The organism is Rhizobium sp. P1_C7 (assembly GCF_056406295.1).
Window position 1 is genome coordinate 18,946 of record NZ_JBFUAL010000007.1, and the last position, 26,397, is coordinate 45,342.

General features: G+C 61.8%; 26 protein-coding genes. 12 read left to right on the plus strand and 14 right to left on the minus strand.

Annotated features, from left to right (window positions below; all coding sequences use genetic code 11):
* Positions 1-206: 206 nt before the first annotated feature.
* The 5 genes from zwf to AC1D2R_RS12565 all read right to left on the minus strand — a co-directional run bounded on the left by zwf (position 207) and on the right by AC1D2R_RS12565 (position 6,295).
* Positions 207-1,730, minus strand: a complete 1,524-nt coding sequence (zwf, locus tag AC1D2R_RS12545; RefSeq protein WP_477967606.1) for a glucose-6-phosphate dehydrogenase — start codon at positions 1,728-1,730, stop codon at positions 207-209.
* A gap of 97 nt (positions 1,731-1,827) precedes the next feature.
* Positions 1,828-2,598 carry a trans-aconitate 2-methyltransferase gene (tam, locus tag AC1D2R_RS12550; RefSeq protein WP_477967607.1) on the minus strand — a complete coding sequence of 257 codons (771 nt, stop codon included), beginning with the start codon at positions 2,596-2,598 and terminating at the stop codon, positions 1,828-1,830.
* Between the two features lie 16 nt (positions 2,599-2,614).
* A complete protein-coding gene (locus AC1D2R_RS12555; RefSeq protein WP_477967608.1) occupies positions 2,615-4,174 on the minus strand; it encodes a TerC family protein in 1,560 nt (519 codons plus the stop codon).
* Between the two features lie 392 nt (positions 4,175-4,566).
* A complete protein-coding gene (locus tag AC1D2R_RS12560) occupies positions 4,567-5,034 on the minus strand; it encodes a cupin domain-containing protein (RefSeq protein ID WP_477967882.1) in 468 nt (155 codons plus the stop codon).
* Positions 5,035-5,254: 220 nt separating this feature from the next.
* Positions 5,255-6,295, minus strand: a complete 1,041-nt coding sequence (locus AC1D2R_RS12565; protein ID WP_477967609.1) for a zinc-dependent alcohol dehydrogenase family protein — start codon at positions 6,293-6,295, stop codon at positions 5,255-5,257.
* Positions 6,296-6,545: 250 nt separating this feature from the next.
* On the opposite strand from AC1D2R_RS12565, the gene AC1D2R_RS12570 reads away from it, so the two are divergent.
* Both AC1D2R_RS12570 and AC1D2R_RS12575 read left to right on the plus strand, forming a co-directional pair.
* The gene (locus AC1D2R_RS12570; RefSeq protein ID WP_477967610.1) at positions 6,546-7,433 is read left to right on the plus strand and encodes a branched-chain amino acid aminotransferase; all 888 of its coding nucleotides are present in this window, start codon (positions 6,546-6,548) and stop codon (positions 7,431-7,433) included.
* A gap of 210 nt (positions 7,434-7,643) precedes the next feature.
* The gene (locus AC1D2R_RS12575; protein WP_477967611.1) at positions 7,644-9,740 is read left to right on the plus strand and encodes a catalase; all 2,097 of its coding nucleotides are present in this window, start codon (positions 7,644-7,646) and stop codon (positions 9,738-9,740) included.
* Positions 9,741-9,765: 25 nt separating this feature from the next.
* On the opposite strand, the gene AC1D2R_RS12580 is transcribed toward AC1D2R_RS12575, so the two are convergent.
* The 5 genes from AC1D2R_RS12580 to AC1D2R_RS12600 form a co-directional block, all read right to left on the minus strand.
* Positions 9,766-10,998: a multidrug efflux MFS transporter gene (locus AC1D2R_RS12580; protein ID WP_477967612.1), complete on the minus strand. Its 1,233-nt coding sequence runs from the start codon at positions 10,996-10,998 to the stop codon at positions 9,766-9,768.
* The gene (locus AC1D2R_RS12585) at positions 10,995-11,672 is read right to left on the minus strand and encodes a YbhB/YbcL family Raf kinase inhibitor-like protein (RefSeq protein WP_477967613.1); all 678 of its coding nucleotides are present in this window, start codon (positions 11,670-11,672) and stop codon (positions 10,995-10,997) included. Before AC1D2R_RS12585 ends, AC1D2R_RS12580 begins: the two co-directional genes overlap by 4 nt.
* 88 nt (positions 11,673-11,760) lie before the next feature.
* Positions 11,761-12,600 (minus strand): helix-turn-helix transcriptional regulator, encoded by an 840-nt coding sequence (locus tag AC1D2R_RS12590; RefSeq protein WP_477967614.1) that lies wholly within the window; start codon positions 12,598-12,600, stop codon positions 11,761-11,763.
* 183 nt (positions 12,601-12,783) lie between these two features.
* Positions 12,784-14,292, minus strand: a complete 1,509-nt coding sequence (locus AC1D2R_RS12595; RefSeq protein ID WP_477967615.1) for a hypothetical protein — start codon at positions 14,290-14,292, stop codon at positions 12,784-12,786.
* A gap of 229 nt (positions 14,293-14,521) precedes the next feature.
* Positions 14,522-14,851: a hypothetical protein gene (locus AC1D2R_RS12600; protein ID WP_477967616.1), complete on the minus strand. Its 330-nt coding sequence runs from the start codon at positions 14,849-14,851 to the stop codon at positions 14,522-14,524.
* A 196-nt stretch (positions 14,852-15,047) separates the two neighbouring features.
* Between AC1D2R_RS12600 and AC1D2R_RS12605 the strand changes: the two genes are divergently transcribed.
* Positions 15,048-15,650 (plus strand): superoxide dismutase, encoded by a 603-nt coding sequence (locus tag AC1D2R_RS12605; RefSeq protein WP_477967617.1) that lies wholly within the window; start codon positions 15,048-15,050, stop codon positions 15,648-15,650.
* A 207-nt stretch (positions 15,651-15,857) separates the two neighbouring features.
* Entirely contained in the window at positions 15,858-16,712 is an 855-nt protein-coding gene (locus AC1D2R_RS12610; protein WP_477967618.1) for a metallophosphoesterase, read from the plus strand.
* On the opposite strand, the gene AC1D2R_RS12615 is transcribed toward AC1D2R_RS12610, so the two are convergent.
* The gene (locus tag AC1D2R_RS12615) at positions 16,709-17,614 is read right to left on the minus strand and encodes an AraC family transcriptional regulator (protein ID WP_477967619.1); all 906 of its coding nucleotides are present in this window, start codon (positions 17,612-17,614) and stop codon (positions 16,709-16,711) included. The genes AC1D2R_RS12610 and AC1D2R_RS12615 overlap by 4 nt on opposite strands.
* Positions 17,615-17,786: 172 nt before the next feature.
* Between AC1D2R_RS12615 and AC1D2R_RS12620 the strand changes: the two genes are divergently transcribed.
* Positions 17,787-18,566, plus strand: a complete 780-nt coding sequence (locus AC1D2R_RS12620) for an SDR family NAD(P)-dependent oxidoreductase (RefSeq protein ID WP_477967620.1) — start codon at positions 17,787-17,789, stop codon at positions 18,564-18,566.
* 15 nt (positions 18,567-18,581) lie between these two features.
* Here AC1D2R_RS12620 and AC1D2R_RS12625 read toward each other — a convergent pair whose 3' ends face one another.
* The gene (locus AC1D2R_RS12625; RefSeq protein WP_477967621.1) at positions 18,582-19,283 is read right to left on the minus strand and encodes a helix-turn-helix transcriptional regulator; all 702 of its coding nucleotides are present in this window, start codon (positions 19,281-19,283) and stop codon (positions 18,582-18,584) included.
* Between the two features lie 127 nt (positions 19,284-19,410).
* On the opposite strand from AC1D2R_RS12625, the gene AC1D2R_RS12630 reads away from it, so the two are divergent.
* From AC1D2R_RS12630 to AC1D2R_RS12645, 4 genes are all read left to right on the plus strand, one after another.
* Positions 19,411-20,049 carry a LysE family translocator gene (locus AC1D2R_RS12630; RefSeq protein WP_477967622.1) on the plus strand — a complete coding sequence of 213 codons (639 nt, stop codon included), beginning with the start codon at positions 19,411-19,413 and terminating at the stop codon, positions 20,047-20,049.
* Between the two features lie 147 nt (positions 20,050-20,196).
* Entirely contained in the window at positions 20,197-20,649 is a 453-nt protein-coding gene (locus AC1D2R_RS12635) for a c-type cytochrome (protein WP_477967623.1), read from the plus strand.
* Between the two features lie 96 nt (positions 20,650-20,745).
* Complete coding sequence (locus AC1D2R_RS12640; protein WP_477967624.1) at positions 20,746-21,660, plus strand: c-type cytochrome; 915 nt, start codon at positions 20,746-20,748, stop codon at positions 21,658-21,660.
* 128 nt (positions 21,661-21,788) lie between these two features.
* Positions 21,789-22,754 (plus strand): phytanoyl-CoA dioxygenase family protein, encoded by a 966-nt coding sequence (locus AC1D2R_RS12645; RefSeq protein ID WP_477967625.1) that lies wholly within the window; start codon positions 21,789-21,791, stop codon positions 22,752-22,754.
* A gap of 18 nt (positions 22,755-22,772) precedes the next feature.
* On the opposite strand, the gene AC1D2R_RS12650 is transcribed toward AC1D2R_RS12645, so the two are convergent.
* Positions 22,773-23,351 carry a type 1 glutamine amidotransferase family protein gene (locus tag AC1D2R_RS12650; RefSeq protein WP_477967626.1) on the minus strand — a complete coding sequence of 193 codons (579 nt, stop codon included), beginning with the start codon at positions 23,349-23,351 and terminating at the stop codon, positions 22,773-22,775.
* A gap of 40 nt (positions 23,352-23,391) precedes the next feature.
* The gene (locus AC1D2R_RS12655) at positions 23,392-23,886 is read right to left on the minus strand and encodes an N-acetyltransferase family protein (RefSeq protein WP_477967627.1); all 495 of its coding nucleotides are present in this window, start codon (positions 23,884-23,886) and stop codon (positions 23,392-23,394) included.
* Between the two features lie 273 nt (positions 23,887-24,159).
* Here AC1D2R_RS12655 and dmeR point away from each other — a divergent pair, with 273 nt between their 5' ends.
* From dmeR to bla, 3 genes are all read left to right on the plus strand, one after another.
* Positions 24,160-24,432 (plus strand): Ni(II)/Co(II)-sensing transcriptional repressor DmeR, encoded by a 273-nt coding sequence (gene dmeR, locus AC1D2R_RS12660; protein WP_477967628.1) that lies wholly within the window; start codon positions 24,160-24,162, stop codon positions 24,430-24,432.
* A 25-nt stretch (positions 24,433-24,457) separates the two neighbouring features.
* Positions 24,458-25,441, plus strand: coding sequence for a CDF family Co(II)/Ni(II) efflux transporter DmeF (gene dmeF, locus AC1D2R_RS12665; RefSeq protein ID WP_477967629.1), 984 nt, complete (start codon positions 24,458-24,460; stop codon positions 25,439-25,441).
* Between the two features lie 67 nt (positions 25,442-25,508).
* Complete coding sequence (gene bla, locus AC1D2R_RS12670) at positions 25,509-26,396, plus strand: class A beta-lactamase (RefSeq protein WP_477967630.1); 888 nt, start codon at positions 25,509-25,511, stop codon at positions 26,394-26,396.
* The last annotated feature ends 1 nt before the right edge of the window (position 26,397 follow it).

Genomic DNA, 26,397 nt, shown 5'->3' on the forward strand with positions numbered 1-26,397 from the left:
TTCTTTGTCGCACTGGAAAAGCAACGCGGTCAGCCTAAAAATCTTGCTGTTGGCGAAGCGGGCCGTCAACTCCTACTTATTTTGTATGGAGCAGGCTTCTTGGTTCGACTCTTTGAGTATTCACTATGAAAGAATTGTCGAAATTCTTCAGAAATGCAGCTGGTTGCAGTGTCACGGTAAAAAAAATACTAACCAAGGAGTGTATTTTATTTGGCTCCTTTGGTCTGGTTGTGTATCAGGACGCCCAGTTCATGCCATTGTCGGCCATCCCTGCGGATCAGGTCGTCGGCACAGGCGGGGCCCATGCTTCCCGGCGCATAGGGATCAGGATCCTCGCCGCTTTTCGCCCACGCGTCGAGGAACGGCTGAACGGCGGCCCACCCTGCCTCGATACCGTCGGCCCGCTGAAACAGCGTCTGGTCGCCAATAAAAAGGTCGTAGAGCAAGGACTCATAGCCCGTCATCTTGCCGATGTCGAACTTGTCGGCATATCGGAAGTCGAGCGACACCGGCACAGTATCGACCGAAAGCCCTGGCGACTTGATCGACAATTCGATGCTGAGGCCCTCGTCGGGCTGCACCTGGATGACCATTCTGTTCGGCGGCAGATTGCGCTTTATGTCGGTTTCGCGGAACTGCGCGAAGGGTACCTGCCGAAAGGTTACCACGATCTCGGTATCGCGCGCGGTCATCGCCTTGCCGGTCCTGAGATAGAAGGGCACGCCAGCCCATCGCCAAGTATCGACATAGAGTTTGAGGGCGACGAATGTCTCGGTTTTGCTGTCGGGCGACACGTCCTTCGTCTGCGTAAAGGCCGCGATGCCGTTGCCCTCGAGCGTGCCGGCCGTATATGCGCCGCGCACGGCGTGGGTTGCGGCCTCTTCCGGCGTTGAGATGCGAAGCGCGCTCAGCGCCTTGCTTTTCTCCGTGCGAATGGCTTCGGCGCCAAAACCGTTGGGCGCTTCCATGGCGATCATCGCCAGCAGCTGGAACAGGTGGTTGGGGACCATGTCGCGGAGCGCGCCGGTGGCGTCGTAGAACTTCCCGCGGCTTCCGACATCGACGACCTCGGTCGCCGTGATTTGCACGTGATCGATATAGTTGTTGTTCCACAGCGCCTCGATCATCATATTGGCGAATCGCGCCGTCAGGATGTTCTGCACCGTTTCCTTTCCCAGGAAGTGATCGAGCCGATAGACTTGGCTTTCGGCCACCTTGCACAGGATCCGAGCATTCAATGCTCGGGCCGAGGCGAGGTCGGTCCCGAACGGCTTCTCGATCGCAATCCGGCGGAACGATCCATCGCCTTCGCTGGTCAGGCCGTTCTCGGCCAGTTTTTCCACCAGCGTTCCAAAGAATTGTGGCGGTACGGCAAAATAGAAGGCCGCATTGCCGCTCGGCGCGCTCGCCAACCGCTTCTTGATCTCCACGAAGATGTCGTCCTTGGTGAAGTCACCGGATATGTAGGCAATGCGCTCGCGCAGCTTCCGCCAGCCCTCGCTCTTTCGATTGGCGCCTTCATCGTCGAGTTCGCAGAGAAAGCCGTCCAGCCGAGCCACCAGCATCGCATCGTCGCCGGGTTCGATTCCGACACCGAGAATTTGCAGGTCGTCCCCAACCAGCCCGCTCTGGGTGAGATTGATGATGGCTGGCACGAGAAGACGGCGCGTCAGGTCGCCGGTGGCGCCGAAGATGACAAGCGTGACCGGAGGGGTGGGGGCTGCTGCCATGATGATCTGCTCCTTGGGGCCGCCGTCGATTTAAAGTGGTCAATGTAAAGCGAGGCGTTTGACTGACAAGGGGAAGGAGATCGCAGCGATGCTTCGCTTAACCCTTCACCGCTACCATAAAAATCCGCGGGAAGCGCAGCAACACCCTCCCGTCCGACATGTCGGGGTAGGCTCTCTCCACCCGTGCAAGGTATTCCGAAAGGAATGCCTCGCGGTGCTCATCGCCGGCATGGTCGAGATAGGGGCGAAGTCCGGTGCCTTTCATCCACTCGACGATCGCCGCCGCATCCGCCATCGGGTGATTGTAGGCGGTGTGCCATATGTCGACGCGGGCCGCCTTCCGGATCAGCCGGCTGTAGTAGATGGACGGCGGCGGAAGCGGCGTCCGCCGCACGCTCTTCGCCTCGAAGGCAGCCTTCCATGGGCCTGCATGCGCCGTTTCCTCCATCAGCAGATGCGTCGGCTCGGTGAGGTTGTCGGGCATCTGCACGGCAAGCACGCCTCCGGGCGCCAGCCCGTCCATCATCCGGTCGAACATATCGATATGGTTCGGCAGCCACTGGAAGACGGCATTGGCAAACAGCAGGTCCGCCGGCACCACAGGCTGCCAGGTCGCAAGGTCGGCCTCGACGAAGGCGGTGCCGGGCAGGCGCTTGCGGGCTGCTTCCAGCATGTTCAGGTCGCTGTCCAGTCCGCAGACCCCCTCCGCCCCGAAACGCTTGATGATCAGTTCCGTCGAATTGCCCGGACCGCAGCCGAGATCTATGGCGCGATGCACGCCCTCCAGCGGAACCTGTGCCAGGAGGTCGCGCGCCGGACGGGTGCGCTCGTCCTCGAATTTCACATACTGGCTGGCAGACCATACCATTGGGGGCTCTCCATGTTTATGCGGCTTCATCGATACGCTTGACGCGAACCTTGTCGATGTTGCGGCCGTCGAGCTTGACGACTTCGAAAGAAAAGTCGCCGACGCTGACGTTTTCGCCCTCGTGCGGCAGATGTCCGAGCCGCCACAGGATGAAGCCGGCAAGCGTGGAGTAGCGATCCGTCTCGTCGACGAGGTCGGCGTCCAGAAGCTTCGAGGCATGGCGGATCTCGATCCAGCCGTCGACAGTCAGCGAGCCGTCGTCTCCGCGCTCGACGGTCAGCTTCTCCTCGTCCTCGTCGGGGAATTCGCCAGCGATGGCCTCGAGAAGATCCGTCGGCGTCACCATGCCCTCCAGGTCGCCGTATTCGTCGAGAACGATCGCGACCGCTTCGCTGGAATGGCGCAGCTGTTCCATGAGCTTCAACGCGCTGATGCTTTCGTGGACGACGAATGGCTGGCGGATGGAACGCTCGGCGTTGATCTCGCCGTCGACGATGATATCGCGCAACAGGTCCCGGGCGTTGGCAACGCCGATGAAGTTGTCGAGGCTGCCGCGCGCGACCGGGAAGCGCGAATGGCCGAGGTCCACGATGCGCCGCTGCAGCTCTGCCTGTGGCGCATCCAGGTCGAGCCAGTCGATGTCGGTGCGCGGCGTCATGATCGACTTTGCCGACCGACCGGCGAGCGCCAGCACGCCCTGGATCATGTCCTTTTCCTCCCTCGAGAAGACGTCCTCTTCGGCGGTCTGTTCGGCAATCAGGTCCGCCGTCGAGCCGAGCGCCACCTGCGGCCGCTTGCCGCCGAGAAGACCGAGAACGGCGTCCGCGGTGCGCTCGCGAATATTCGTCGGCGTGATCAGCCGCTCCCGGTTGTGCCGCGCCAGCTGGTTGAGCGATTCGATGATCACGGAGAAGCCGATGGCCGCGTAGAGATAACCCTTCGGCAGGTGGACCCCGAAGCCCTCGATGATGAGCGAGAAGCCGATCATCATCAGGAAGCCGAGGCAGAGGATGACGACGGTCGGATGCTTGTTTACGAAGGCTGTCAGCGGCTTGGAAAGCAGCAGCATGACACCGATGGCGACGACGACGGCGATCATCATGACAGGCAGATGCTGCACCATGCCGACGGCCGTGATGACGCTGTCGAGGGAGAAGATGGCATCGAGCACGACGATCTGGACGATCACCTGCCAGAAGACGGCATGCACGAGCTTGTTCTCAGACCTCTCAACATGACCCTCCAGCCGCTCGTGCAGCTCCATCGTTCCCTTGAACAGCAGGAAAAGGCCGCCAACAAGCAGAATGATGTCGCGGCCGGAGAAACCGAAGCCGAAGGCCGAAAACAGCGGCGTCGTCAGCGTCACGACCCACGCGATGGAGGCGAGCAGCCCAAGCCGGATGATGAGCGCGAGGGCGAGGCCGATCAGCCGCGCCCGGTCGCGCTGATACGGCGGCAGCTTGTCCGCCAGGATGGCGATGAAGACGAGGTTGTCGATGCCGAGAACGATCTCGAGCACAATAAGGGTTGCAAGACCGACCCAGGCGGAAGGGTCGGACATCCAGTCAAAGAACATCAATGGTTCAATGCGGCCACGTCGGACGGGCCGCTCCTTTTCAGATGAAAGCGTGAAACGCGGAATGCGCCGGGCGCAAGCGACCGACGACGAACTTCCGCAATGAATAGGAAAGTGGCCGCGTCATCCGCGGCAGTTGTCAGCCTCGCGCTGGCACGATCATGATCGCGCCATCTACAGTGATCACCGCCATCGTCAGCCGGAAGATCCCGTTCGCGATGGGCGGAGCTGGTACTGGAAGGATCGCTGTCAGGCATGCCGGAATTTTGGAGATGAATGGGAGGTAACGCAAGAGGGAGCGTAAGAAATCGTCTAGACGGTCTGTATGTGGCATCCCGCGGACAGGTCATACATGGGGGCCGTCCGGGCAAGCCGGACGGCCAATCGGTGGCTTAAGCTGCCAGAATGGTGGTGCCATCAGTGTTGGCAACGACCGTCACGCGGTTCATTGTCTCCCCGGAGAGAGTAGCCTTGGGGGGCTCGCGGGAGCCTGTGGCTTCGAAGAATTCCGCCATCTCGCTGTCGATGATCGCCGAGAAGACGGCGGTGTCCGGGCCTGGATTGGAATAGCCGTGTGCTTGGTCGGCATCGATTCTCACAATGTCGCCCGCGGTTGCCTCGAATTCTTCCAGGCCCTGATCGGTCATGCGACGGATCTTCAGCCGGCCTTCAATAATACGGAAAATCTCGGGGCTGGCGTGCCGGTGGAGCGGCGTCCGACAGCCTGAAGGCACAGTAACGTCGAAGATGTTGAGCCAGGTTCCTTCCAGGCGAGCCCGTCGCTCGACTTTCTCGTCGGAGGCGAAGAGGGCCTGCGCGCCTGGTTGGGCGTGCGTGTTTACAAATGAGTTGGACATGATGTCTCGCTTTTCTTTTTCTTGGCGGCGAGCCGGTTAGACCTTTCTTAAGCTCTTGGCAACCCGCCTGCGGTCATCGGTCGCGGCAGCAATTGACCTCGCGGCATATGGGTTTTCCGGCTCTGTCGTTCAAGCTGAAAGCTCCGTTTACAGCTGGTTCCAGGCAGCAAGAAGGTCCCCGCGGCCTCGTCCGGAGCCTTCCCGCCAGTTACCGGCCCGGCGATCAGAATCGCGTGATGACGCTGATTCCCGTGGTCTCCGCCTTGTCGAGCATCATCAGCGCAGGAATGCCTTCCTCGAGGCTGATCCTGCGGGCGATCAGCTTCTGCGGCGCAATTTTGCCCGCATCGAGCATGGAGAGCATTGCGTCGTAGCGCCACGCCTGCATGCCGTGGCTGCCGTAGATCTCCAGCTCGTGGCCGATGACTTGCGACATCGGAATCTGAGGCGTCGCATGCTCGCCGAGCATTAGGCCGACCTGCACATGGCGCCCGCGGCGCCGTAGGTTCCTGATCGAATTGAAGCAGGTGACGGGGTGGCCGAGGGCGTCGATCGAGACATGCGCACCGCCCTTGGTGATATCGCGTACTGCCTCTGGCACATCTGCCACAGTGGTCGCATTGATCGTAGCCACTGCGCCGCATTCGCGGGCAAATGCAAGCTTCTCTTCGGATACGTCAATGCCGATGGCATTGGCACCGAGCGCGGTGGCGATCATGATCGCCGAAAGGCCGACGCCGCCGCAGCCGTGCACGGCGATCCATTCGCCGGGACCTGTGCGTGCCTGGTCGGCAACCGCGCGAAACGAGGTGGCAAAGCGGCAGCCGAGGCTCGCCGCCGTCGCATCGTCAACGCTGTCGGGCAGGTGCACGAGATTGGTATCGGCATAGTCGATCGCCACATACTCGGCGAACGATCCCCAATGCGTGAAGCCCGGCTGGAACTGGTTGGGGCAAACCTGCTGGTTGCCGGAACGGCATTCGCCGCAATGGCCGCAGCCGGAGACGAAGGGCACGGTCACCCGGTCGCCGATCTTGAAGCGAACTACGCCCTTGCCCTTGGCGACCACCTTGCCGGCAAGCTCGTGGCCCGGCACATGCGGCAGGCGGATGTCGGGATCGTGCCCCATCCAGCCATGCCAGTCGCTGCGGCAGAGCCCTGTCGCGCCGACGGCAATGACGACGCCGTCCTCGCCCGGTGTCGGATCGGGCACGTTACGAATGTCGGGAGCCTTTTCGAAGGCGTCGTAGAACATGGCTTTCATCGAGCGTACTCCCGCTTGGCCTGCTTCTTCTCTGCGTCTATGATGGCATGTCACCGGCGCTGCTTCCAACCCGGCATCCATGATTTTCGTTGATGCATTCATCGATCACGCACGTATTCGCGCGCATGAATCTTGCCGGGAGCGACGGCTGCGAGGCACTTTTCTTGCGTAGCGTTTTTCGGAGTGGATTTCCACTTGACCCGGTCTTCGACGGGGGATTTTGCTCTTCGAACTTTTCAAGGAGAGTCTCATGGCAGTCGACACATCGCCCCGTTCATCCACCTGGACCTATGTCGAGGGAGAGTGGCTTACAGGCAATCCGCCGCTGATCGGGCCGACCTCGCACGCCATGTGGCTGGCTTCGACCGTCTTCGACGGCGCCCGCTGGTTCGATGGCATCGCACCCGATCTCGGCCTGCATTGCCAGCGCATCAATCGCTCGGCCGTCAGCATGGGCTTGAAGCCAGTCAAGACGCCTGAGGAGATCGAGGCGCTCGCCTGGGAAGGCATAAAGAAGTTCGACGGCAAGACGCCGATCTACATCAAGCCGATGTACTGGGGCGAGCACGGTTCTACGGGCAGCGTCGTCACCGTCGATGGCGACTCCACCCGCTTCGCGCTCTGCCTGTTCGAAGCCCCGCTCGGTAACAATGCTCCGAACTCCCTGACCGTCTCTTCCTATCGCCGCCCGTCGCCTGAAACGGCGATGACCGATGCCAAGGCCGGGTCGCTTTACCCCAACAGCGGCCGCGCCATCGCCGAGGCCAGAAGCCGCGGCTTCGATAACGCGCTGATGCGCGACATGAACGGCAACGTCGCCGAAACGGCATCCTCCAATGTCTTCCTCGTCAAGGACGGCATCGTCTCGACGCCGATCGCCAACCGCACCTTCCTCGCCGGCATCACCCGCGCCCGTGTCATCGGCCTGCTGCGCAAGGCGGGCTTTGAGGTGCGCGAAGTCACGCTATCGGTCGAGGACTTCATGAGCGCCGACGAGATCTTCACCTCGGGCAACTATTCCAAGGTCGTTGGCGTCAATCGCCTCGACGGTCGCTATTTCCAGCAGGGACCCGTCACCCGCAAGGCGCTCGACCTCTACATGAACTGGGCCTTCGGCCGCAGCGAAAGCGGCGAGTGAGCGGCAACGGGTAAACCGCTCCAATCAATAAAGCCAATCCAATCAATAAAGCCAAGCGATTTCAGCGACGAGAACCCACGGATTCGGGCGACTGGCAGGCGCGGGCTTGCGTGCTGGTCCGCCGCATCAAGAGTTGTCGCGACGGGCCGGAACATTTGCCCTGCGCTGTTGTTTAGCTCCTGTGCATACGCCAGCAGAGGGAGCCCGCACATGTCCGACAAATCACCTTTCGACACCGATCGCGGTAGCGGCGGAGAGACCCACCAGCACATCCCCGCCGAAGGGCCGCATGACGGCCTCGATCACCTGACGACAAATCAGGGTATCCGCATTTCCGACAATCAGAACAGCCTGAGGTCAGGCATGCGCGGCCCGACGTTGCTTGAGGATTTCGTGCTACGGGAGAAGATCTTCCATTTCGATCACGAGCGTATCCCCGAGCGTATCGTCCACGCGCGCGGTTCCGCCGCGCACGGCTATTTCGAGGCGACGGACTCTCTCTCGGATATCACCAAGGCGGACCTCTTCCAGCGCAAGGGCGAGAAAACGCCGGTCTTCGTCCGCTTCTCCACGGTCGCAGGCGGCGCCGGTTCGGTTGATACGCCGCGCGACGTGCGCGGCTTCGCGGTCAAGTTCTACACCAACGGAGGCAACTGGGATCTGGTCGGCAACAACATCCCTGTTTTCTTCATTCAGGATGCGATCAAGTTTCCGGATCTGGTCCACGCCGTGAAGATGGAGGCCGACCGCGCCTATCCGCAGGCAGGCAGCGCCCACGACACCTTCTGGGACTGGGCATCTCTGATGCCGGAGTCGACACATATGCTGATGTGGGCGATGTCCGATCGCACTATCCCCCGCTCGTTCAGAACGGTACAGGGCTTCGGCATTCACACCTTTCGCTTCGTCAACGATGCCGGCAAATCGACTTTCGTGAAATTCCACTGGCGTCCGAAACTCGGCATGCAATCGACGATCTGGGACGAGGCGCTGAAGCTTCAGGCTGCCGATAACGACTACCATCGGCGCGATCTCTTTGAAGCGATCGCCGCCGGCAGCTTCCCCGAGTGGGAGCTCGGCCTGCAGCTCTTCGACGAGAAGTTCGCCAACAGCCAGCCCTATGACGTGCTGGATTCGACCAAGCTCATCCCCGAGGAAGTCTTGCCGCTGAGGATCGTCGGCCGCCTCGTGCTCGACCGCAATCCGGACAATTTCTTCGCCGAGACCGAGCAGGTCGCCTATTGCCCGGCAAACATCGTGCCGGGCATCGATTTCAGCAACGACCCGCTGCTGCAGGGGCGGCTGTTCAGCTATCTCGACACCCAGAAATCACGGCTCGGCACGGCGAACTTCCACCAGCTGCCGATCAATGCGCCGAAATGCCCCGTCATGAACTTTCAGCGCGACGGACAGATGCAGATGGCGGTGCCCAAGGGGAGGGCCAATTATGAGCCTAACAGCCTTGCTGCGCATGGCGAGGATGGCGGGCCCCGCGAATGTCCCGTCACCGGCTTCCATACGGCCGAGGCCGCGTCGAGCAAGGACGAAGAGGGCGATAAGCTGCGGATCCGCGCAGAACTCTTTGCTGACCATTACAGCCAGGCACGTCTTTTCTGGAAGTCGCAGACACCATCGGAACAGGCCCACATCGCCTCCTCCTTCGTCTTCGAGCTATCCAAGGTCAACCTCGACGAGGTGCCTGCGCGCATGGTCGGCAATCTTCTGAATGTCGATCCTGACTTGGCCGCGCGCGTTGCCAATGGTCTCGGCATCGATTTGCCCAAGAAGAATCCGGCCGCACGCGAACCGATCGACATGGACGCATCGCCGGCCTTGTCGATCCAGAAGAACATGAAGAAGACCATAGAAGGCCGCAAGATTGGCATCCTGATTGCCGACGGCACAGACGCCAAGGCTTTGCAGGCGTTGGTGAAGTCGATCGAGAACGCCAAGGCGACCCCCTTCGTCGTCGCGCCGAAGGTTGGCAAGGCGAAGCTCTCCGACGGCACGACGGTGAAGGCCGACGGTCAGCTCGCCGGGTCTCCCTCGCAGCTGTTCGACGCGGCCGTCCTCCTTTTGTCGAAGGAAGGTACCGACATGCTGGTGAGGGAGGCCGCCGCCATACAGTGGGTCATGGACGCCTACGGGCATCTGAAGGCGATCGGTCATACCGCCGAATCCGCGCCGCTGTTGCAGAAGGCCGGCGTCGAGCGGGATGCCGGCGTGGTGATTTTGGAGAAGGGCTTTCTGGACGCTGCGGCCCAGCGCTACTGGGACCGGGAACCGAAGCTCCGGACGCTCGCCTGACGCTCGATAAACGACGAAAGCCGCGTCAGCGGCTTTCGTCCTCCCGAGGGCGCACCATCCACGAATAGGCCGCTCCCGCAACCAGCAGCACGCAGGTGCCGATAAAAACCGCCCGCATGCCGATATGGCCGCCGACGAAGCCGCCGAGCACGGGTCCGGCCACCTGGCCGACATATTGCGACGAGACCGAGAGGCCGAGGATGCTGCCCGCCGCGCTGTCGGGCACGCTGTGGCGGATGACCGCCGAGATGCAGGGCAGGAGCCCGCCGAGCGCGACGCCCATCAGGAAGCGCAGGATGATAAGCTGCCAGGAACTGGTCACGAAGGCCTGCGGGATCAGCAGCAGGCCGGCCACAGCCAGCGCGCCTGAGATCACAGGCCAGTGGCCGATCCGGTCGGCAAGTCTGCCGAGCCGCGAGGCGGACAGGATGGCACCGAGGGCTGCTGCCGACATGACGACGCCTGAGATCATCGTGACCTTGCCTTGATCCTCGAGGAGCTGCGCCACATAGACCGTGATGATCGGCTCGATCGACATGTTGGCAAGCATCAGCAGCAGACCCGTGGCAAGCATCGCCACGACGGGCCGCTTGTCGGGGATCGAGGCCCAGCCGCCACTTGCCTTCGCCGCCTTCTTGCGGGCAGGCGATTTCTCTTCCTTGATCAGGAATGTCGTCGCTAGAAACGCCAGGAAAATCAGCGCGCCGGCGGCAAGGAAGGTGTTGCGGATGCCGATCAGCGGCGGCAGTGCGCCACCGATCAGCGGTCCCACGAGATTGCCGGCCATGATGCCAGATGCCAGCGTGCCGAGCGCCCAGGCGGAACGATCCTTCGGCGTCTGGGTCGCCACCAGCACCATGGAACCGGAGGAATAGCCGCCGGCCAGTCCGACGAAGAGGCGCAACGCGACCAGGTGCCAGACGTTGCCCGCCATGCCCATCAGCGAGATTGCCACCGTCATGCCGAGACTGGCGCGCACCAGCATAAGCTTGCGCCCGTAGATGTCGCCCAGCCGTCCCCAGAGCGGCGCGACGATAGCCGCTGCCAGGAAGGTCGCACCGTAGGCGATGCCCGACCATTGCACGATATCGGCGTGGTCGCTGACGCCGAGCTCCTCGACATAGAGCGGCAGGAACGGCAGAAGCAGCGTCATCGCGACGATGGTGGTGAAGGAACCGATCAGCGAAACGACCAGATTGCGCTTCCAGTGGACGGAGCCGGTTTCGGCGCCGGCTGCATCCCATTTCGTATCGGTCATTTCGTGGCCTTCGCATTGATCGTGTAGGTCAGTTCCGCCGCGCCGGACGAAATGATATGCCCGTTTGCCGCGGCGAGGTAATCGGCACGGGTGAAGGCATCGGGAAGAGTGAGCCGATCGGTGTCGAGTGCATACACCGTCACACGATAACGGTGGATGCGCAGGTCGTTCCAGGGCGGGCACGCACCCATATAGCCTCCGTGCGGCCCATCCTTCAAGAAGGCTGCGAACCCATTTTGGCCGCGGCGGCCATGCTCGGTCCTTTCCAGCGGCAATCCGCCCTGCGGCATGCCATCGCCGTCGGAACCTTCGGAAAGCCGCGTCACAGAGGCGGGGATGTCCGCCAGGATCCAGTGCGTGAATTCGATGCGCGGCAGATCGCTGGCAATCTCGGCTCCTTGCCTGTTCAGCAGCGATAGGTCGGCCGGTACGTCGGGATCCGTCATGACAAGCGCATAGGAGCGCGTGCCAGCGGGACCTTTCGACCAGGAAATGGCCGGGCTCCTGTTCCTGCCCGGCGCCGCCTTGCCGTCGGCCGCGACGCAGGAGGCGTTTGCCACCGGAAGGGTACCTTCGTTGGTTTTCCCGAATGTCACCGAGATGTCTGCGGCCAGAATATCCGACGCATCGAAAGCCAGAAGCGATACGGCGGCGAAGATAGTCTTGATATGCATGAGCCTTTCCTTTCGTTCGACGGACGAGCTCTAGCAATCGGGCGATCTGCGCGGTGCACCGAAACGCTCAAATATTGAGCAATGCCGCTCAAACGTCTGCAACTTGCTTGCCACGCGTTTTTAACCGCATCCGCTCGGCAAAGCGGCGCGGAGAGCGATAGCCGGCCGCAAGCGCTGCTTCCCGAAGCGAAAGCCCGTCCTCGGCGAGCATTGCCGTCGCAAGGCCGACGCGCACTTCCGCAAGCAGGACGCGCAGCGATGTTGCCTCCTCGGAAAGCCGGCGTCTCAATGTTGCGTTGCTGGTCCCGAGCTCGGCGGCGATGGTGTCGGCGGTCCAGGCCCTGTCGGGTTGCCAGCGGACGAGCGCACGCACGGCGTCGCCTGTTGTCTGTGCCTTGACGGGCAGGGCGCCGCGCATGCCGAGGACCATCAGCACTTCCATCACCCGGTGCTCGATTAGCGCACCGGGCAGATTGCCGGCGACGATTCCTTCGCCGGCGTGATGGATCGCGCTGCTGAGAACCGCGTCCAGTGGAAGGTCGATCTGTCCGGCCGTGCGTCGCGGCGGAAATGCCAGGGCTGCGCGTGCCACGAGTTCGTCGGGAAAGTCGATGAAGATCGCGCGGTAGACACCGCTTTCCGGATCAGGGTCGTTGACCACGTCGCCCCGCCATCCGCCGGGCAGAACAAGGACGGCGCCTGCGGCAAACCGCATTTGCCGCCCCATGCTCACCACCTCCTTGGAGCCATCCAAGATCGCGACGATGGACGCTCGCGGAAAGGCGCAGCCGGCGATGCGCTCGCGATCGCGGGTGACGAACGAAAACAGCGCCGACGCGCGCCGTGCACCCTCTGGCAGCGCTGGAGGCCGGTTATCCCTGGCCGCGAGCTTCTGCAGCCGCTCCAGTATGTATTGAACGTCGGTCATGACAGAGCCCGCATTCGAAGATGCCGGCGATCCTGGACCACTGACGGCGATTTTCCAAGCAGCACGCCGGCTGAGCGATTCAAAGGCGACAGGATTGCCGCCATCGATGTCTATTTCGGACAGTCTGCCTGAGGATAGATTCGCAGCCCTCGCTCGGCTTCCGGCGAGGGCTGGCAAGCCTCGTTATTCGGCAGGCGAGATGTGGACTGACTCGGCGGTCTCCGCAGATGCGGCGCCACCACTCGGCCGCAGCGAGCGCTCGGAGATATCGATCATCGGCGTGAAGCTGGCTGCGGGCATCCTGATGTCATCGAGCGCCATTGAAGAAGCGACGCTGCCTGCACGTTCGCTGCGGGCCACTTCAAGCTGGCCTGTCAGGATCGCCCGCTCGGCCCGCAGCTGGCGGATTTCCGACTTGGCGATTTCCAGGCTCGTGCGTAACTGGCCGATCTCGTGGCGGTCCGAGTCCAGCCGTGTATCCATGTCGCGACGCAACGCGTCGGCGTCCCGGTCACGCCGGACGCGCAGGCTGTCGGTTTCGCGCAGCTTCAGCGTCAGGTCGTTGTTCTGCGTCGCGAGTTCCCGGCGGGCGGTTTCGTTTTCGGTGCTGGATGCACGGGCGCGCTGCAGGTCGTCGGCAAGGCGCTCCGTGCGCGACAGCGTCGTCGCCAGCTCGGACTTGACGCGCTTCAGCTCGGCGCGTGCCGCCTGGAGCTCTTCGTCGGTCATCCTGTTGCGGCCGTTTGCCGTGATCAGCAGCTTTTCCACGAGTTCGGCCTTCGAACCGATCGCCTCGTGCTTGGTCGTCAGATGGGCGATCTCCAGCGCCGAGGAGGCCTGCAGCGTTTCGAACTCGATCTCGAGGCGCTTGTGGCGCTCTTCGAACAGGGACAGGTCCTGCTTCAGCCCGGCGACCGTTATCTGCAGATTGCGCACCAGCGCCTCCTGCTCCATCAGGCTGCTCTTCAGGTGGCTGCGTTCCTCGTTGAGGCGTGCCATCTCGCGTGCCTGCACGCCGTTCTCTCGGCGCGAGGTTTCGATCAGCAACTGATGCGCCGTCGTCTCGCTGTCGAGCTTTTCTCGGGTGACGCTCAGCTCGCGGCTGCGCTGGTCGAGTTCCTGCTGGGCGCGCTTCAGAAGGGCGGAGGCTTCGTCGAACTGGATCGCACGGTCGTTGAGCTCGCGTTCGGCGTCGAAAAGACGGGTCTCGACGATCGTGAACTCTTCGCGGGTGACCTCATGCACGCCCTGAAGCTTGGTCAGCTCTTCGCGCAGCGCCTCGGATTCCGTGCGCAATTGCGTATTGTCGCTACGAAAATCCTTGTTCTCGGCGCTGAGGCGCGCGTTGTCCTGATCGGCCTTCTGGCGGACGCTGCTCTCGTAATCCAGAAGCGAGCTGATCCGGGCGCATTCGGCCCGCAGGGCGCCGGTCTCGTTGAGCGATTGGCTGTGGGTGCCGAGCAAGGCAGAGACGCGGCCTTGCAGGGAGGTGAGGCTCTGCATTAGGTCTTCTGATGTGCGCTGGTTCTCTTCAAGTGCCGACCCGAAGGCGGAAAAGTCGTTCACGTCCGGGATCGTGTAGCGCAGCGGCTCGCTCGTGCTCGGACGCTGATCGGCTATCGATGCTGGCCGGTAGCCGGCCGTTGGCAGTACCCTGCCATCTTCACTGCGACGAAAAAAGCTCATGACCATGACCTGTGCCCCAAAAGTACTTTGCCAAAGACGCCGGCGAAATATGAAATACAGCTAAAAAAGTAAGCCCAAAAAGACTTCGCTGATTCCTTAACTCCCATGCTCCGCTTGTATTTAGAAATGGCTATACAAAGCTGTCAAAATACCGCGGATGACAATCAACAGGCTTTTGCAGGCTGCAGGCTTTTGGAGCGGGTGTGTGGGCTTTGAGCAACAACGGAAGCCCGTGCTATTCGTCGGGAAGGAGCCTCATGTTCTCCGTCTCGAGTTCACTGCCGAGTTCGACGTTTTTCGTCTGCTTGTCGTAGACACAGAAATAGCTGACGAAGCCGTTCGCGCCTTTCGGCTTTCCGGTCACCAGCGCCACGCCGAAGTGCTCGCTTCCGAACGGATCGACGACGGCGTGCGGAAATTCGATCGCTTCGCGTGCCGCCGTTTCACATTTGCCCTGCACCTCGGCTGCGAATTCGGCCCATGCATCGCCCGACGAGGCGTGTACGCTGGACGCGGCGCTGAACGTTGCGGCAAGGATGCAATCCCGGATCTGATGCGTCCGCATGCGTGACCTCCGTATTCCTTTCATCGGAACGCGTCATCATGGTTGATTTGGGCCTTGCATGCCAAGCCCTTAGCGGAGGCAAATATTCCTCCGCGTCGATCTTTTTTGACATTTCTCCGGTTGCCTCACCCCGCTTGCGCTCCTATGTTCCGCCTCACCTGCCGATTACGCAAACTATTGCCAAGAGGAGACTACAATGGCTTTTGAATTGCCTGAACTTCCCTACGACTACGAAGCGCTGCAGCCTTTCATGTCGAAGGAAACCCTGGAGTTCCATCACGACAAGCACCATAAGGCCTATGTCGACAACGGCAACAAGCTCGCGGCAGAAGCCGGTCTTGCAGATCTCTCCCTGGAAGATGTCGTCCAGAAGTCGTTCGGCACCAATGCCGGCCTCTTCAACAATGCAGCCCAGCACTACAACCACGTCCATTTCTGGAAGTGGATGAAGAAGGGCGGCGGCGGCAACAAGCTGCCGGGCAAGCTGGAAGCGGCGATCAATTCCGACCTCGGCGGCTACGACAAGTTCAAGGCCGATTTCGTTGCAGCCGGCACGACGCAGTTCGGCTCCGGCTGGGCATGGGTTTCCGTCAAGAATGGCAAGCTCGAGATCTCCAAGACCCCGAACGGCGAGAACCCGCTCGTTCACGGCGCGACCCCGATCCTCGGCGTCGACGTTTGGGAACACTCCTATTACATCGACTACCGCAACGCACGTCCGAAGTATCTCGAAGCCTTCGTCGACAGCCTGATCAACTGGGACTACGTCCTGGAGCGCTACGAAGCCGCAAGCAAGTAAGCGGCATCAGCGAGACGTGTTTGAACGCCCGGCGCCTCAAAATGCCGGGCGTTTTCGTTTGTCCGAAGGACGGGCAGGGACGCGTGGCTCGACCGAGGTTGGTGGCCCGAAGGGTCGGATGAGGGGCCACTCGCACAACCATTGCTGCTATGAACATACGAACCGCCCTGTCACATCGCTGTCACTCACCGCTCTCATAAGCCCGCCATGACACAATGTTCCGATAGTCCCGTTTTCCGCTTCGGCATCATCGCAGACTCGCAATATGCGGATATCGAGCCGCATTTCGGCATGAACCGCCACTACGCCAACAGCCTCGCGAAGCTCGCGGATGCGATCGAGGTTTTCAACCGTGAGGATCTGAGCTTCGTCATGACGCTCGGCGACATCATCGATCGCGATTTCGCGAGCTTCGACGACATCCTGCCGGTCTACGAGAGTTTGAAGCACGAGAGCTTCTTCCTGCTCGGCAACCACGATTTCTCCGTTGCGCCACGGCACCGCCCACATGTTGCTGCACGTGTCGGCCTGCCTTCGCCCTACTACAGCTTTATCAGACACGGCTGGCGTTTCATTGTTCTGAACGGCAACGAGATCAGCACCTTCGCGCCGCCGGAAGGCCATGTCTACCGCGAGATCGCCGCTAAGAAGCTTGCCGCGTTGCAGGCCGAAGGCGCCATCAACGCCAATTCCTGGAACGCCGCGCTCAGCGATGCGCAGTTCGCCTGGCTCGGCTGTCAGATCGAGGCGGCCAAGACAGACGGCGAGCGCGTGATCGTCATGAATCACTTCCCGGTCTACCCCCCGAACGAACACGATGCCTGGGATCGCGAGCGCATCATCCAACTGTTGACGGCCCACGATCATGTCGCCGCCTATTTCAACGGCCACTACCACGCCGGCAATTACGGCGAGGTCGACGGCCGTCACTTCGTCAACTTCAAGGGCATGGTGGACACCGAGAACGACAACACCTACGCCATCGTCGAGGTATGGCCGGATCGCATCGAGATCCGCGGTTTCGGCCGCGAGCAGAGCCGGACGCTGAAGCTGCGATCCTAGGCGGCGGCCACCATCGCCAGACCCTTCATCTCGCTGACGTCGCGCTTCGGCGGTATGCCAAACATGCGCGTGTATTCCCGGCTGAACTGTGAGGCGCTCTCATAACCAACCTCGTAGGCGGCGCTTGCGACATTGGCGCCGTTGGCAACCATCAGCCGCCGCGCTTCGAGAAGACGCAGGTGCTTCTGATACTGCAGCGGCGTCATCGAGGTCAGCGTCTTGAAATGCTGGTGGAAGGACGAGGGACTCATCCGCGCCACCGCCGCCAGTTGCTCGATCCGCACGGGCTCGGCGAAATGCTCTCTCAGCAGGTAGATCGCGTCCGTCATGCGTCGCGTATGGCTGCCGGGCAGGGCGAGTTTGCAGATTTCGCTGCCGTTCGGTCCCATCAGCAGCCAGTAGCAGATCTCCCGCATGATGGAACGGGCAAGCACGGGGACTGCCTTGGGTGTTTCGGTGAGCTGGATCAGCCGCCGCACGCAATCCCCGATCGCCGCGTCGAAATCCTGCACGAAGACGCCGGCGACACCCTCGCCGGAAGGCTTCGGCGGCTTGTCCATGTCGTCCATCACCTCGCGCATGATGGAAGGATCGAAGTCGATGTTGAGCCCGAGATAGGGCCGCTCCCGGCTGGCGCAAACGATCTGCCCGGACGCAGGGATTTCTACGGTCACGATCAGCAGCTGGTTTTCGCCGTAGTCGAGCACGCGGTCGCCGGTCATGATCTGCTTGGCGCCCTGGACGACCACGCAGATTGTCGGTCTGTAGATGCGATGATGCGGCATGACGGGTCGGCTGGCGCGCGTCAGCGCCAAGCCGGGCACCTCGGTTGCAAACGCCCCGTCGCCGCCGCCGTGCGCATCGACGTACTCAGTGATCGCTTCTTTCAATGCCGATAGCATTGTCGCTCTCCACCTGCAAACCGCGCTGCGCGGCACCGGGGATATTAGATCACGCGGGCAGAGCCGCAAGGCGGTTGGAGGAATAGGCAAGAAATTCGAGAGTTCCGGCATTCAAACGGAGCGGTCATCGGGCGTAGCCTGATCCTGTCGAATTCACGTAAGGAGAATGCAAATGCCTGCTGAAAGAAAAGAGAATACAACCATTAAGCTGGCGATCGTCACCGGTGGAAGTCGCGGCCTCGGACGAAACACGGTCATCAACCTCGCGAAACGAGGCGTCGAGATCATCCTCACCTACCGCTCGAATAAGGCAGCAGCCAACGCCGCAGTCGCGGAGGTTGCTGCACTTGGTTCGAGGGCGGTAGCGATCCAGCTCGACACAGGCAGGATCGCGTCCTTCGACGGTTTCGTCGAAGAGGTGAGGCAGGCGTTGCAGGGCCTCGGTCGCGATCGCTTCGACTACTTGGTCAACAATGCCGGATCCGGCCACCACGCACCGATTGCCGAGATGACGGAAGAGAACTTCGACGAGCTGTGCAACGTCCACTTCAAGGGCGTCTATTTCCTGACGCAGAAGCTGCTGCCGTTGATCGCCGACGGTGGCCGCATCATCAACCTGTCGAGCGGCCTTGCCCGCTTTACCGTCCCCGGGATTTCAGCCTACGCCGCGATGAAGGGAGCAATCGAGGTCTTCACCCGATATCTGGCGAAGGAACTCGGACCCCGGGGAATCACGGCGAACACCGTCGCCCCGGGTGCCATCGCAACGGATTTCAGCGGCGGTCTGGTGCGCGACAACCCGCAGTACAACAAGCTGGTTGCAGATGCGACCACGCTCGGCCGCGCCGGATTGCCCGATGACATCGGCCCGATGATCGCCTCGCTGCTCTCCGACGACAACCGCTGGGTCAACGGCCAGCGCATCGAGGTCTCCGGGGGTGCCAATCTCTGAGACCGGCGCTGAAAATCAGGATGAAGGCGCAGCGGCACGCTCGGTCCAACCGGACGTCCAAAGGTCCCGCAAGCGGTCGCCTTCACCCTTGAAGTACTCCTCTGCTGCCCCGCAACGCTCCACGCGGTCGCTGCGGAAGTTGCGGATCGCCTGGCGCAACTCGCACCAGGCGACGATGTTGGCGGTTCGCGAGTAGTAGATCAATGCGATCGGCCGCACCGTGCGCTCGGTGCTGCGGCCAAGCTCGTCGCGATAAGCGAGCGCGAGCTTCTGCTCGTGGCGGATCGCGCGGCGGACAAGACCCAGATCGAATCCGGCGGGAGACTGGGCGGCCGATCCCCAGGCATAGAGCGCCTTGCCCTCCATCGCCTGGCGCAGCGGAGCAGGCACGGCGCCGGCAATCTTCTGGTTGACGCGCCTGGCCGCCTGCTTCAGCTCGTCGTCGCCGGTGCGATCCAGAAGCGCCAGCGACAATACGATCGCCTCCATTTCCTCGATCGAAAACATCAGCGGTGGCAGGTCGAAGCCCGGCCGCATGATGTAGCCGATGCCGCGTCCGCCCTCGATCGGCACCCGCATCGCCTGAAGCGCCGCGATGTCGCGATAGATCGAACGCACGGTCACCTCAAGCGTCTCGGCCATGGCAGCCGCGGTCATCGGCCTGCCAGCCAGTCGCAGGATCTGGATGATCTCGAAAAGCCGTGAGGCCTTGCGCATTTTTGCCCTCGTCGTCAACGCTACTGACAATACCCTGTCAGTTGGAGTTTCGTATAGAGCCGCCTATCGAATTGAAAATCAACAAGGTCCTCAAATTGGGCCTTGATCTGGATGGCGGCAAACTGACATGACCTATAGCGAAAACCTCTGGCTCTACTTCACGCTTCTCTTCGGCATCATCATAGTGCCGGGCATGGATATGCTCTTCGTGCTCGCCAACGCGTTGACCGGCGGCCGGCGCACCGGCATGGCCGCGACGGCAGGCATCATGGCCGGCGGCGCGGTGCATTCGCTCTACGGCGCGATCGGCGTCGGCATCCTGGCGAGCCTGTTGCCGACGCTGTTCAATCCGCTGCTCCTTGCCGGCGCCGCCTACATGGCCTGGATCGGCAATACGCTGCTGCGCAGTTCCATCACCGTGGGCGCGATCCATGCCGATGGCGTCAACTCCCGTTGGCGGGCCTTCCGCCAGGGCGCCGTAACCTGCCTGATCAATCCGAAGGCCTATCTCTTCATGCTCGCGATCTATCCGCAATTCCTGAAGCCGATCTATGGGCCGATCTGGTTGCAGGGCATCGTCATGGGGCTGATGACCATGGCCACGCAGGCAGCGATCTATGGAACGGTGGCCTTCACCGCTGCGAGAAGCCGGACGATGCTGATCTCCAATCCGCAGGCAACCGTCCTCGTCGGACGAGCCGCGGGCGTGTTGCTGATGGCGGTTTCGCTTCTCACCGCCTGGCACGGGTGGCACGCGCCGGGGTGAACCGGACGGCCGCAACCCATCGGATTCCCGAAATGCGAGCGATATCACCCACTTGTTACTTCGTGCCTGAGATAAATTTGACATCATGCCGGCGTTAGAACGAAGCGCCGGGCTTCGAAGATCTCGGTATCGAAGAGGAGTGGAGACATGAGACTGAAAGCAATCGCCGCGGCAGTTCTCGTCGCTGGCATGGGGGTGACCTCGGTCTTTGCGGCAGGTGAAGGAACGCATGATGCTCGCGTCGCATTGATGAAGAAGGTCGGGGGTGCCACCGGTGCGCTCGCCGCGATCGCCAAGGGCGACAAGCCCTACGATGCCGAAGCCATCAAGGTGGCGCTGACGACGATCTCGGAAACAGCCAAGATTTTCCCCGATCAGTTCAAGGCGGGTACGGAGACAAGTGCCAAGGACCCCGAGGCCAGCCCGAAAATTTGGGAAAACATGGATGACTTCAAGGCACGCGCGGCAAAGCTCGGAACCGATGCCAACGCGCTTCTGGCACAGCTTCCGGCCGATGCGGGTGGAGTCGGTGCCGGCCTGAAGGTCCTCGGCGCAAGCTGCGGCGGCTGTCATCAGATCTACCGCATCAAGAAGGAATAGCAGCTCTCATCCTCCTGCCTTCGATCCGCTGCGGCCTTGCCGGCCTGGCGGATCGCTTTATGTCTAAGCGCTGGATCGGCAATGGGAGAGCGGTGCATGGTTCGCAGGTTTGTCCGGTTTCTACTCTGCATCATCGGTGTCGTAGCGATCGGCGGAGCCGCGTTCTATTTCATAATCACCCCCAGTCCCTTTCCGCAAAGCCATTGGGCGAACCTTGGTGCGCCCGACCTCGAGAACGGCGAGATGGTCTTCTGGGCGGGCGGCTGCGTCAGCTGTCACGCAGCGCCGGGCGCGCAGGCAGAAGCCAAGCTCACGCTTTCCGGTGGTCTGGCGCTGAAGAGCCCGTTCGGGACATTTCATGTTCCCAACATTTCGCCGGATGAAAAGGCCGGCATCGGCGAATGGACGCTCGCTGAGTTCGGCAATGCGATGAAACGCGGCGTGGCGCCCGACGGCCGGCACCTTTATCCCTCGTTTCCCTACGGTTCCTACGCCCGCATGACCGACAAGGACGTTAACGATCTCTTCGGCTACCTCAAGACGTTGCCGAAGAGCGGCAACGTTGCTCCGCCGCACGAGCTGCCGTTCCCGTTCAATATCAGGCTTGCGCTCGGCGGCTGGAAATTTCTCTATTTCAACGACAAGCCGCGCGTCGTGCTTGCCAATGACGACGAAAAGTTGAAGCGCGGGCAGTATCTCGTCGAGGGACCCGGGCATTGCGGCGAGTGCCACACACCTCGCGGCACGCTTGGCGGCTTCACCGCCGATATGTGGCTCGCCGGTGCCCCCAATCCGGAAGGCCAGGGTCGGATACCCAACATAACGCCGGGGTCGAAAACCGTGGGTACATGGAGCGAAGGCGATATTGCGACCTACTTGGAAACCGGCTTCACACCGGATTTCGATTCCGCCGGCGGTTCGATGACGGAGGTGCAGCAGAATATCTCCCACCTTCCAAAGCCTGATCTGGAGGCGATCGCCGCCTATCTGAAGGCGGTGCCGAGCCGTTAAGTCCGACAAATCTCAAAATTGCCGCATTGCAACATTCAATTGTTCTTAAATGAACTGAATGCCCCGACGGCCTTTTGTTGGTCGTGCCGAACGACGACCGATCAACGTCTTCCGAAAGGCCCAGTTGCATGCACAGCTCATCAGTAACGTCAGCCAGCGACATCGAAGCGGTTGCCCGCAAGGGCGGAAAGCTGCGCCGAATGGCTGTTCGGATACCCACCTACATGGCGGATATCCGCGAAAACCCCGCCTGGCTACTGATGTTCCTGCTCGCCCGGACCATTCCCGGTCGGCGTGCGCATTGGCTGACCGCGCGCCCGAGCAACGGCGCGATCGAAGGTCTGCCGACGATATTTGCGGATGTCGATGTCGAGGATGCCGTCGAGGCTCTGAAGCGGGACGGGGTGTTTCCCTCACTCGTACTGCCGGCACCAGTCACCGCGGAGATCGCCGCATTTGCAAGCGACACGCCCTGCTTTGGCAATTTCGACCGCAAGATCGAATTTCACGCTCCCGATCATCGCGCGACCGAGGAGCGGCTCGGGCGAGCGATCTTGAGCGGACATCATTTCGAGCGCGCGCTCGACTGCCCCGCAGTGCGCGTCGTGCAGCGCGATCCCCTGCTCTCGGAGATTGCGCGCCGGTATCTGGGCGCGCAGGCCTGCCTCATCACCACGCGCACCTGGTGGAGTTTTCCGACCAAGGCGAGCGAGGCAGACCGGAGTCTTGCGTCGCTCGACAAGTATCATTTCGATCTCGATGATTGGCGGATGTTGAAGTTCTTCTTCTATCTGGTCGATGTCGACGGCGGCACCGGGCCGCATGTCTACGTCAGGGGCAGCCACAACAAGCGGCGGATGAAGCATCAGCTGACCCTGCTGGTCGGCCATCCCGCCGCTGAAATTCACGATTTCTATGGCAAAGACAGCCCCCTCACGCTGACAGGCAGGGCAGGCCATGGATTCGTCGAAGACCCGTTCGGCTTCCACATGGGAACTGTTGCAACGGAAAAGCCGCGTCTGATGATGGAGGTCGGCTTCGGCGTCTCCAAGCCGTCCCGCCGTCGCTTCCACGGAGAGCCGGTGCTGCGCTGAGGCGCGGCCCTGCCGCTATCAGGCGGCCTTCGGCTGGTGTTCTGCTCCGAACATCAGGACGTATTGGTCGAGTTCGTCGCCGCCATACCCCAGGGCCCGGTAGACCTCGGCTGCAAATGTCACCGGTGCCGATCCGGCTGCGGTGATTATCCTGCCGCCGCGCACGGCGTATGGGCCGTCCTTGTAGTGCGCCTTGCCGGAATAGCCCGGCGCCCCGGCGATGAAATCCACCGAATTGCTGGTGTGCGCGGCCTTGTTGAGCACTCCCGCCTTGGCAAGCGCCAATGTCGCGCCACAGATTGCTCCGACAATCTTGCCATGCGCCAGAAAGTCTTCGACCACAGGTGTGAGATCTGGCGCTTTTTCCGTTTCCCAGATCGTGCCGCCGCAGAGGATGATCGCATCGAAGGCGTGTGCATGCAGGTTTTCCAGCGCCGTATCGGGCGATACGCGCAGGCCGCCCATCGAGCGCACTTCCGCTCCTTCAAGCGTTGCCGTCACCACGTCGAAGTTGAAATAGGTGCGCGCCGATGCCGTCAGCGGCGCCACCTCCCAATCGGCGAATCCTTCCGTGAGCACTATGGCAAGTCGCGTCATTGTTCTCTCCCTCGCCAACAAGTGAACGACAGGCGGGCTTTTACGCCAAAGTTTGCATATAGCGCATGCCGGTGACCGGGCGAGGGACGAACTCCATGTTCTCATAGAAACGATGCGCCTGGACATTGCCCGTCGCGGCGCTGACCGAGAGATATCCGCAGCCGGCTTTGCGGGCCGTATCGCGGGACCGGCTGACGAGATGCTGGCCGACGCCGTGGCCGCGATGGCCGTCGCGGACGAAGAGATGATGCAGGTCCATGCCGCGCGCGCCTTCTAGCGCCCTGTAGAGCGGCACCAGAATGGCGTAGCCGATCAGGCCCTCGTCAGTCTCGGCCACAAGCGCCGATATCCAGGGAAGGGGGCCGAACAGGTCGCGCTCCAGCTGCTCCGGCGTGGATGCTGCCGCGTCGCCGTGGTGTTTGGCCAGAAGCGCAATCATCTCGTTGAGTTCGGGCAGGTCACGCGGCTTGGCGGCACGGATGTTGATCACCGCAGGGCGGATCAACGAGATTTCAGTGTCATCGATTTCAATCATGGCCTTCGCGTCCTTATCTGGTGTTCTGCCGTCAGGACGCTGTCGATACAACAAAGCCGCCTGACGGCGGCTTGTTGACAATATGATCTGTCCAGCCGCCCTTTACAGGTACAGCCAAAAATACGTGCAGGTGATGGGCGCGTTCTTGATCATGGGCGGATACTTCGGCGCAAACGAAGCGTTTGTCAAGCCGCTTGCTCTGGCCGTCCGCAAGAGCTCTTTTCATCGTTGCGTAAAAATACTATACCCCCCTATTCTATTGGAAAGAGAACGATGTCTCACACCACACTTCACAAGAAGAAGCTGATCGCGCGGGTCAACCGTCTGAAGGGCCAGATGGAAGCGGTCGAGCGCGCGCTGGAGGCCGAGCGCCCGTGCGGCGAAATCCTGCAGCTGCTGGCGTCGATCCGTGGTGCCTTGAACGGGCTGACGGGCGAGGTGTTGGACGACCATCTGCACGAACATGTCCTGCACGCGGCTGACGAAAAGGCACGCGCCGAGGCCGTGGAGGAAATTTCGGAAATGCTGCGGACTTACATCCGCTGACGCGTTGCTGAGAAGGAGTAATGCCATGGGTGCGCAGACCGAAAGACTGGACCACGACCACGTGTTCCTCGGCGCCGATCACGACCGCAATGCACGCCAGGTATGGCTGGTCATTGCGCTGACCGCTGCGATGATGGTGGCAGAGATCGTGGCCGGCACCTATTACGGGTCCATGGCGCTGGTCGCCGACGGCTGGCACATGTCGACGCACGCGAGCGCCATGCTGATATCGGCCGTTGCCTATCTCTATGCCCGTCGGCAGGCGCACAATCCGCGCTTCACCTTCGGCACCGGCAAGCTCGGCGATCTGGCGGGCTTCGCAAGTGCCATCATCCTTGCGTTGATCGCGCTGCTGATGGCCTGGGAGAGCGTGCTGCGCCTCGCTCATCCGGTGCCGATCAGCTTTTCGCAGGCGATTGGCGTCGCCGTCGTCGGTCTGCTGGTCAACCTGGCGAGCGCATGGCTGCTCAAGGGCGATCATCGTCATGGGCATCACCACGCCCCTGACCATGGCCACCATCACGGCCACAGCCACGCCGGCGACCATGCCCACCATCATGCCTGGAGCCACGCCCCTCACGCCCCGGACAACAACATGCGCGCGGCCTATGTGCACGTCATCGCCGATGCCCTAACCTCCATGCTGGCGATCGCGGCCCTTGTGCTCGGCAGCCTCTACGGCTGGCTGTGGCTCGATCCGCTGATGGGCATCGTCGGGGGGCTCATCATCGCGCAATGGTCCTGGAGCCTGATGAAGTCGGCCGGCGCCGTCCTTCTCGACACAGTACCGGAGAGCGGCGATCTTCCCGGTGAGATACGCGCTGCGATCGAGACCGATCGCGAACACATCACCGACCTGCACGTCTGGCAGGTCGGCCCCGGTCACCATGCGGCGATCATTGCCGTCGTCACCAGCGAACCGCACGCCCCGTCCTTCTACAAGCGCAAGCTCGCGGCGCTCGGGCGCCTGTCGCACGTGACGGTCGAGGTAACTCGGGTCGCGGCCTGAATACGACGCAAGCGAGCCACAATCTCCCTCTAGCTCTGTCTCCGTGGATTCTGGCAGAGGACTTTTAATGCATCGCTTTTCGATCCGTCGTCGGACGCTCCTTGGTTCGGCATTGCTTTATCCCGCGTTGTTCCTGCCGGGCGCCGCGGGTGCCGCCGAAAGCGACGACGAGATCGACCGTCGAATCGGCAACTTGGAGAAGCAGATCGGCGGTCGTATCGGCGTTTCGGTGATCGATACGGAGACGAACATCTCGTTCGGTTACCGCGAGACCGAGAGCTTTCCCATGTGCAGCACGTTCAAGGTGCTGGCCGCAGGGCTCGTCCTTGCGCGCACCGACAAGGGGCAGGAGAACCTCGAGCGCCGCATCGTTTACGACAAGGACAAGCTGGTGAGTTACTCGCCGGAAACAGAACAGCATGTCGGCGGCGAAGGCATGAGTGTCGGCGAGCTTTGCAAGGCTGCTATCACCCTTAGCGACAATACGGCGGGCAACCTGCTGCTGGAGAGTTTCGGCGGCCCGAAGGAGCTGACGACCTGGCTGCGCACGCTGGGCGACGGCTCCACCCGGCTCGACCGCTGGGAGACCGATCTCAACGAGGCGAAGAAAGGCGATCAGCGTGATACCACGACGCCCGATGCCATGCTCGACACGCTTGGCAATCTGGCGCTCGGTTCCGTGCTGTCGGAGCCGTCTCAGAAGACGCTGATCGAATGGATGGTCGCAAGTACCACAGGCGCGTCGCGCCTGCGCGCCGGCCTTCCCGACAGCTGGAAAATCGGTGACAAGACCGGAACCGGCAACAACGGAACGGCCGCCGACATCGCCATCGCATGGCCCCCTGGGCACGGCCCGGTGCTGGTCACGACCTATGTCGCCGAAGCGCAGGTGCCGGTGTCCGAAATCAACCCGATCTTCGCCGAAGTCGGCCGGATCGTCACGGAAATGGTGTGAA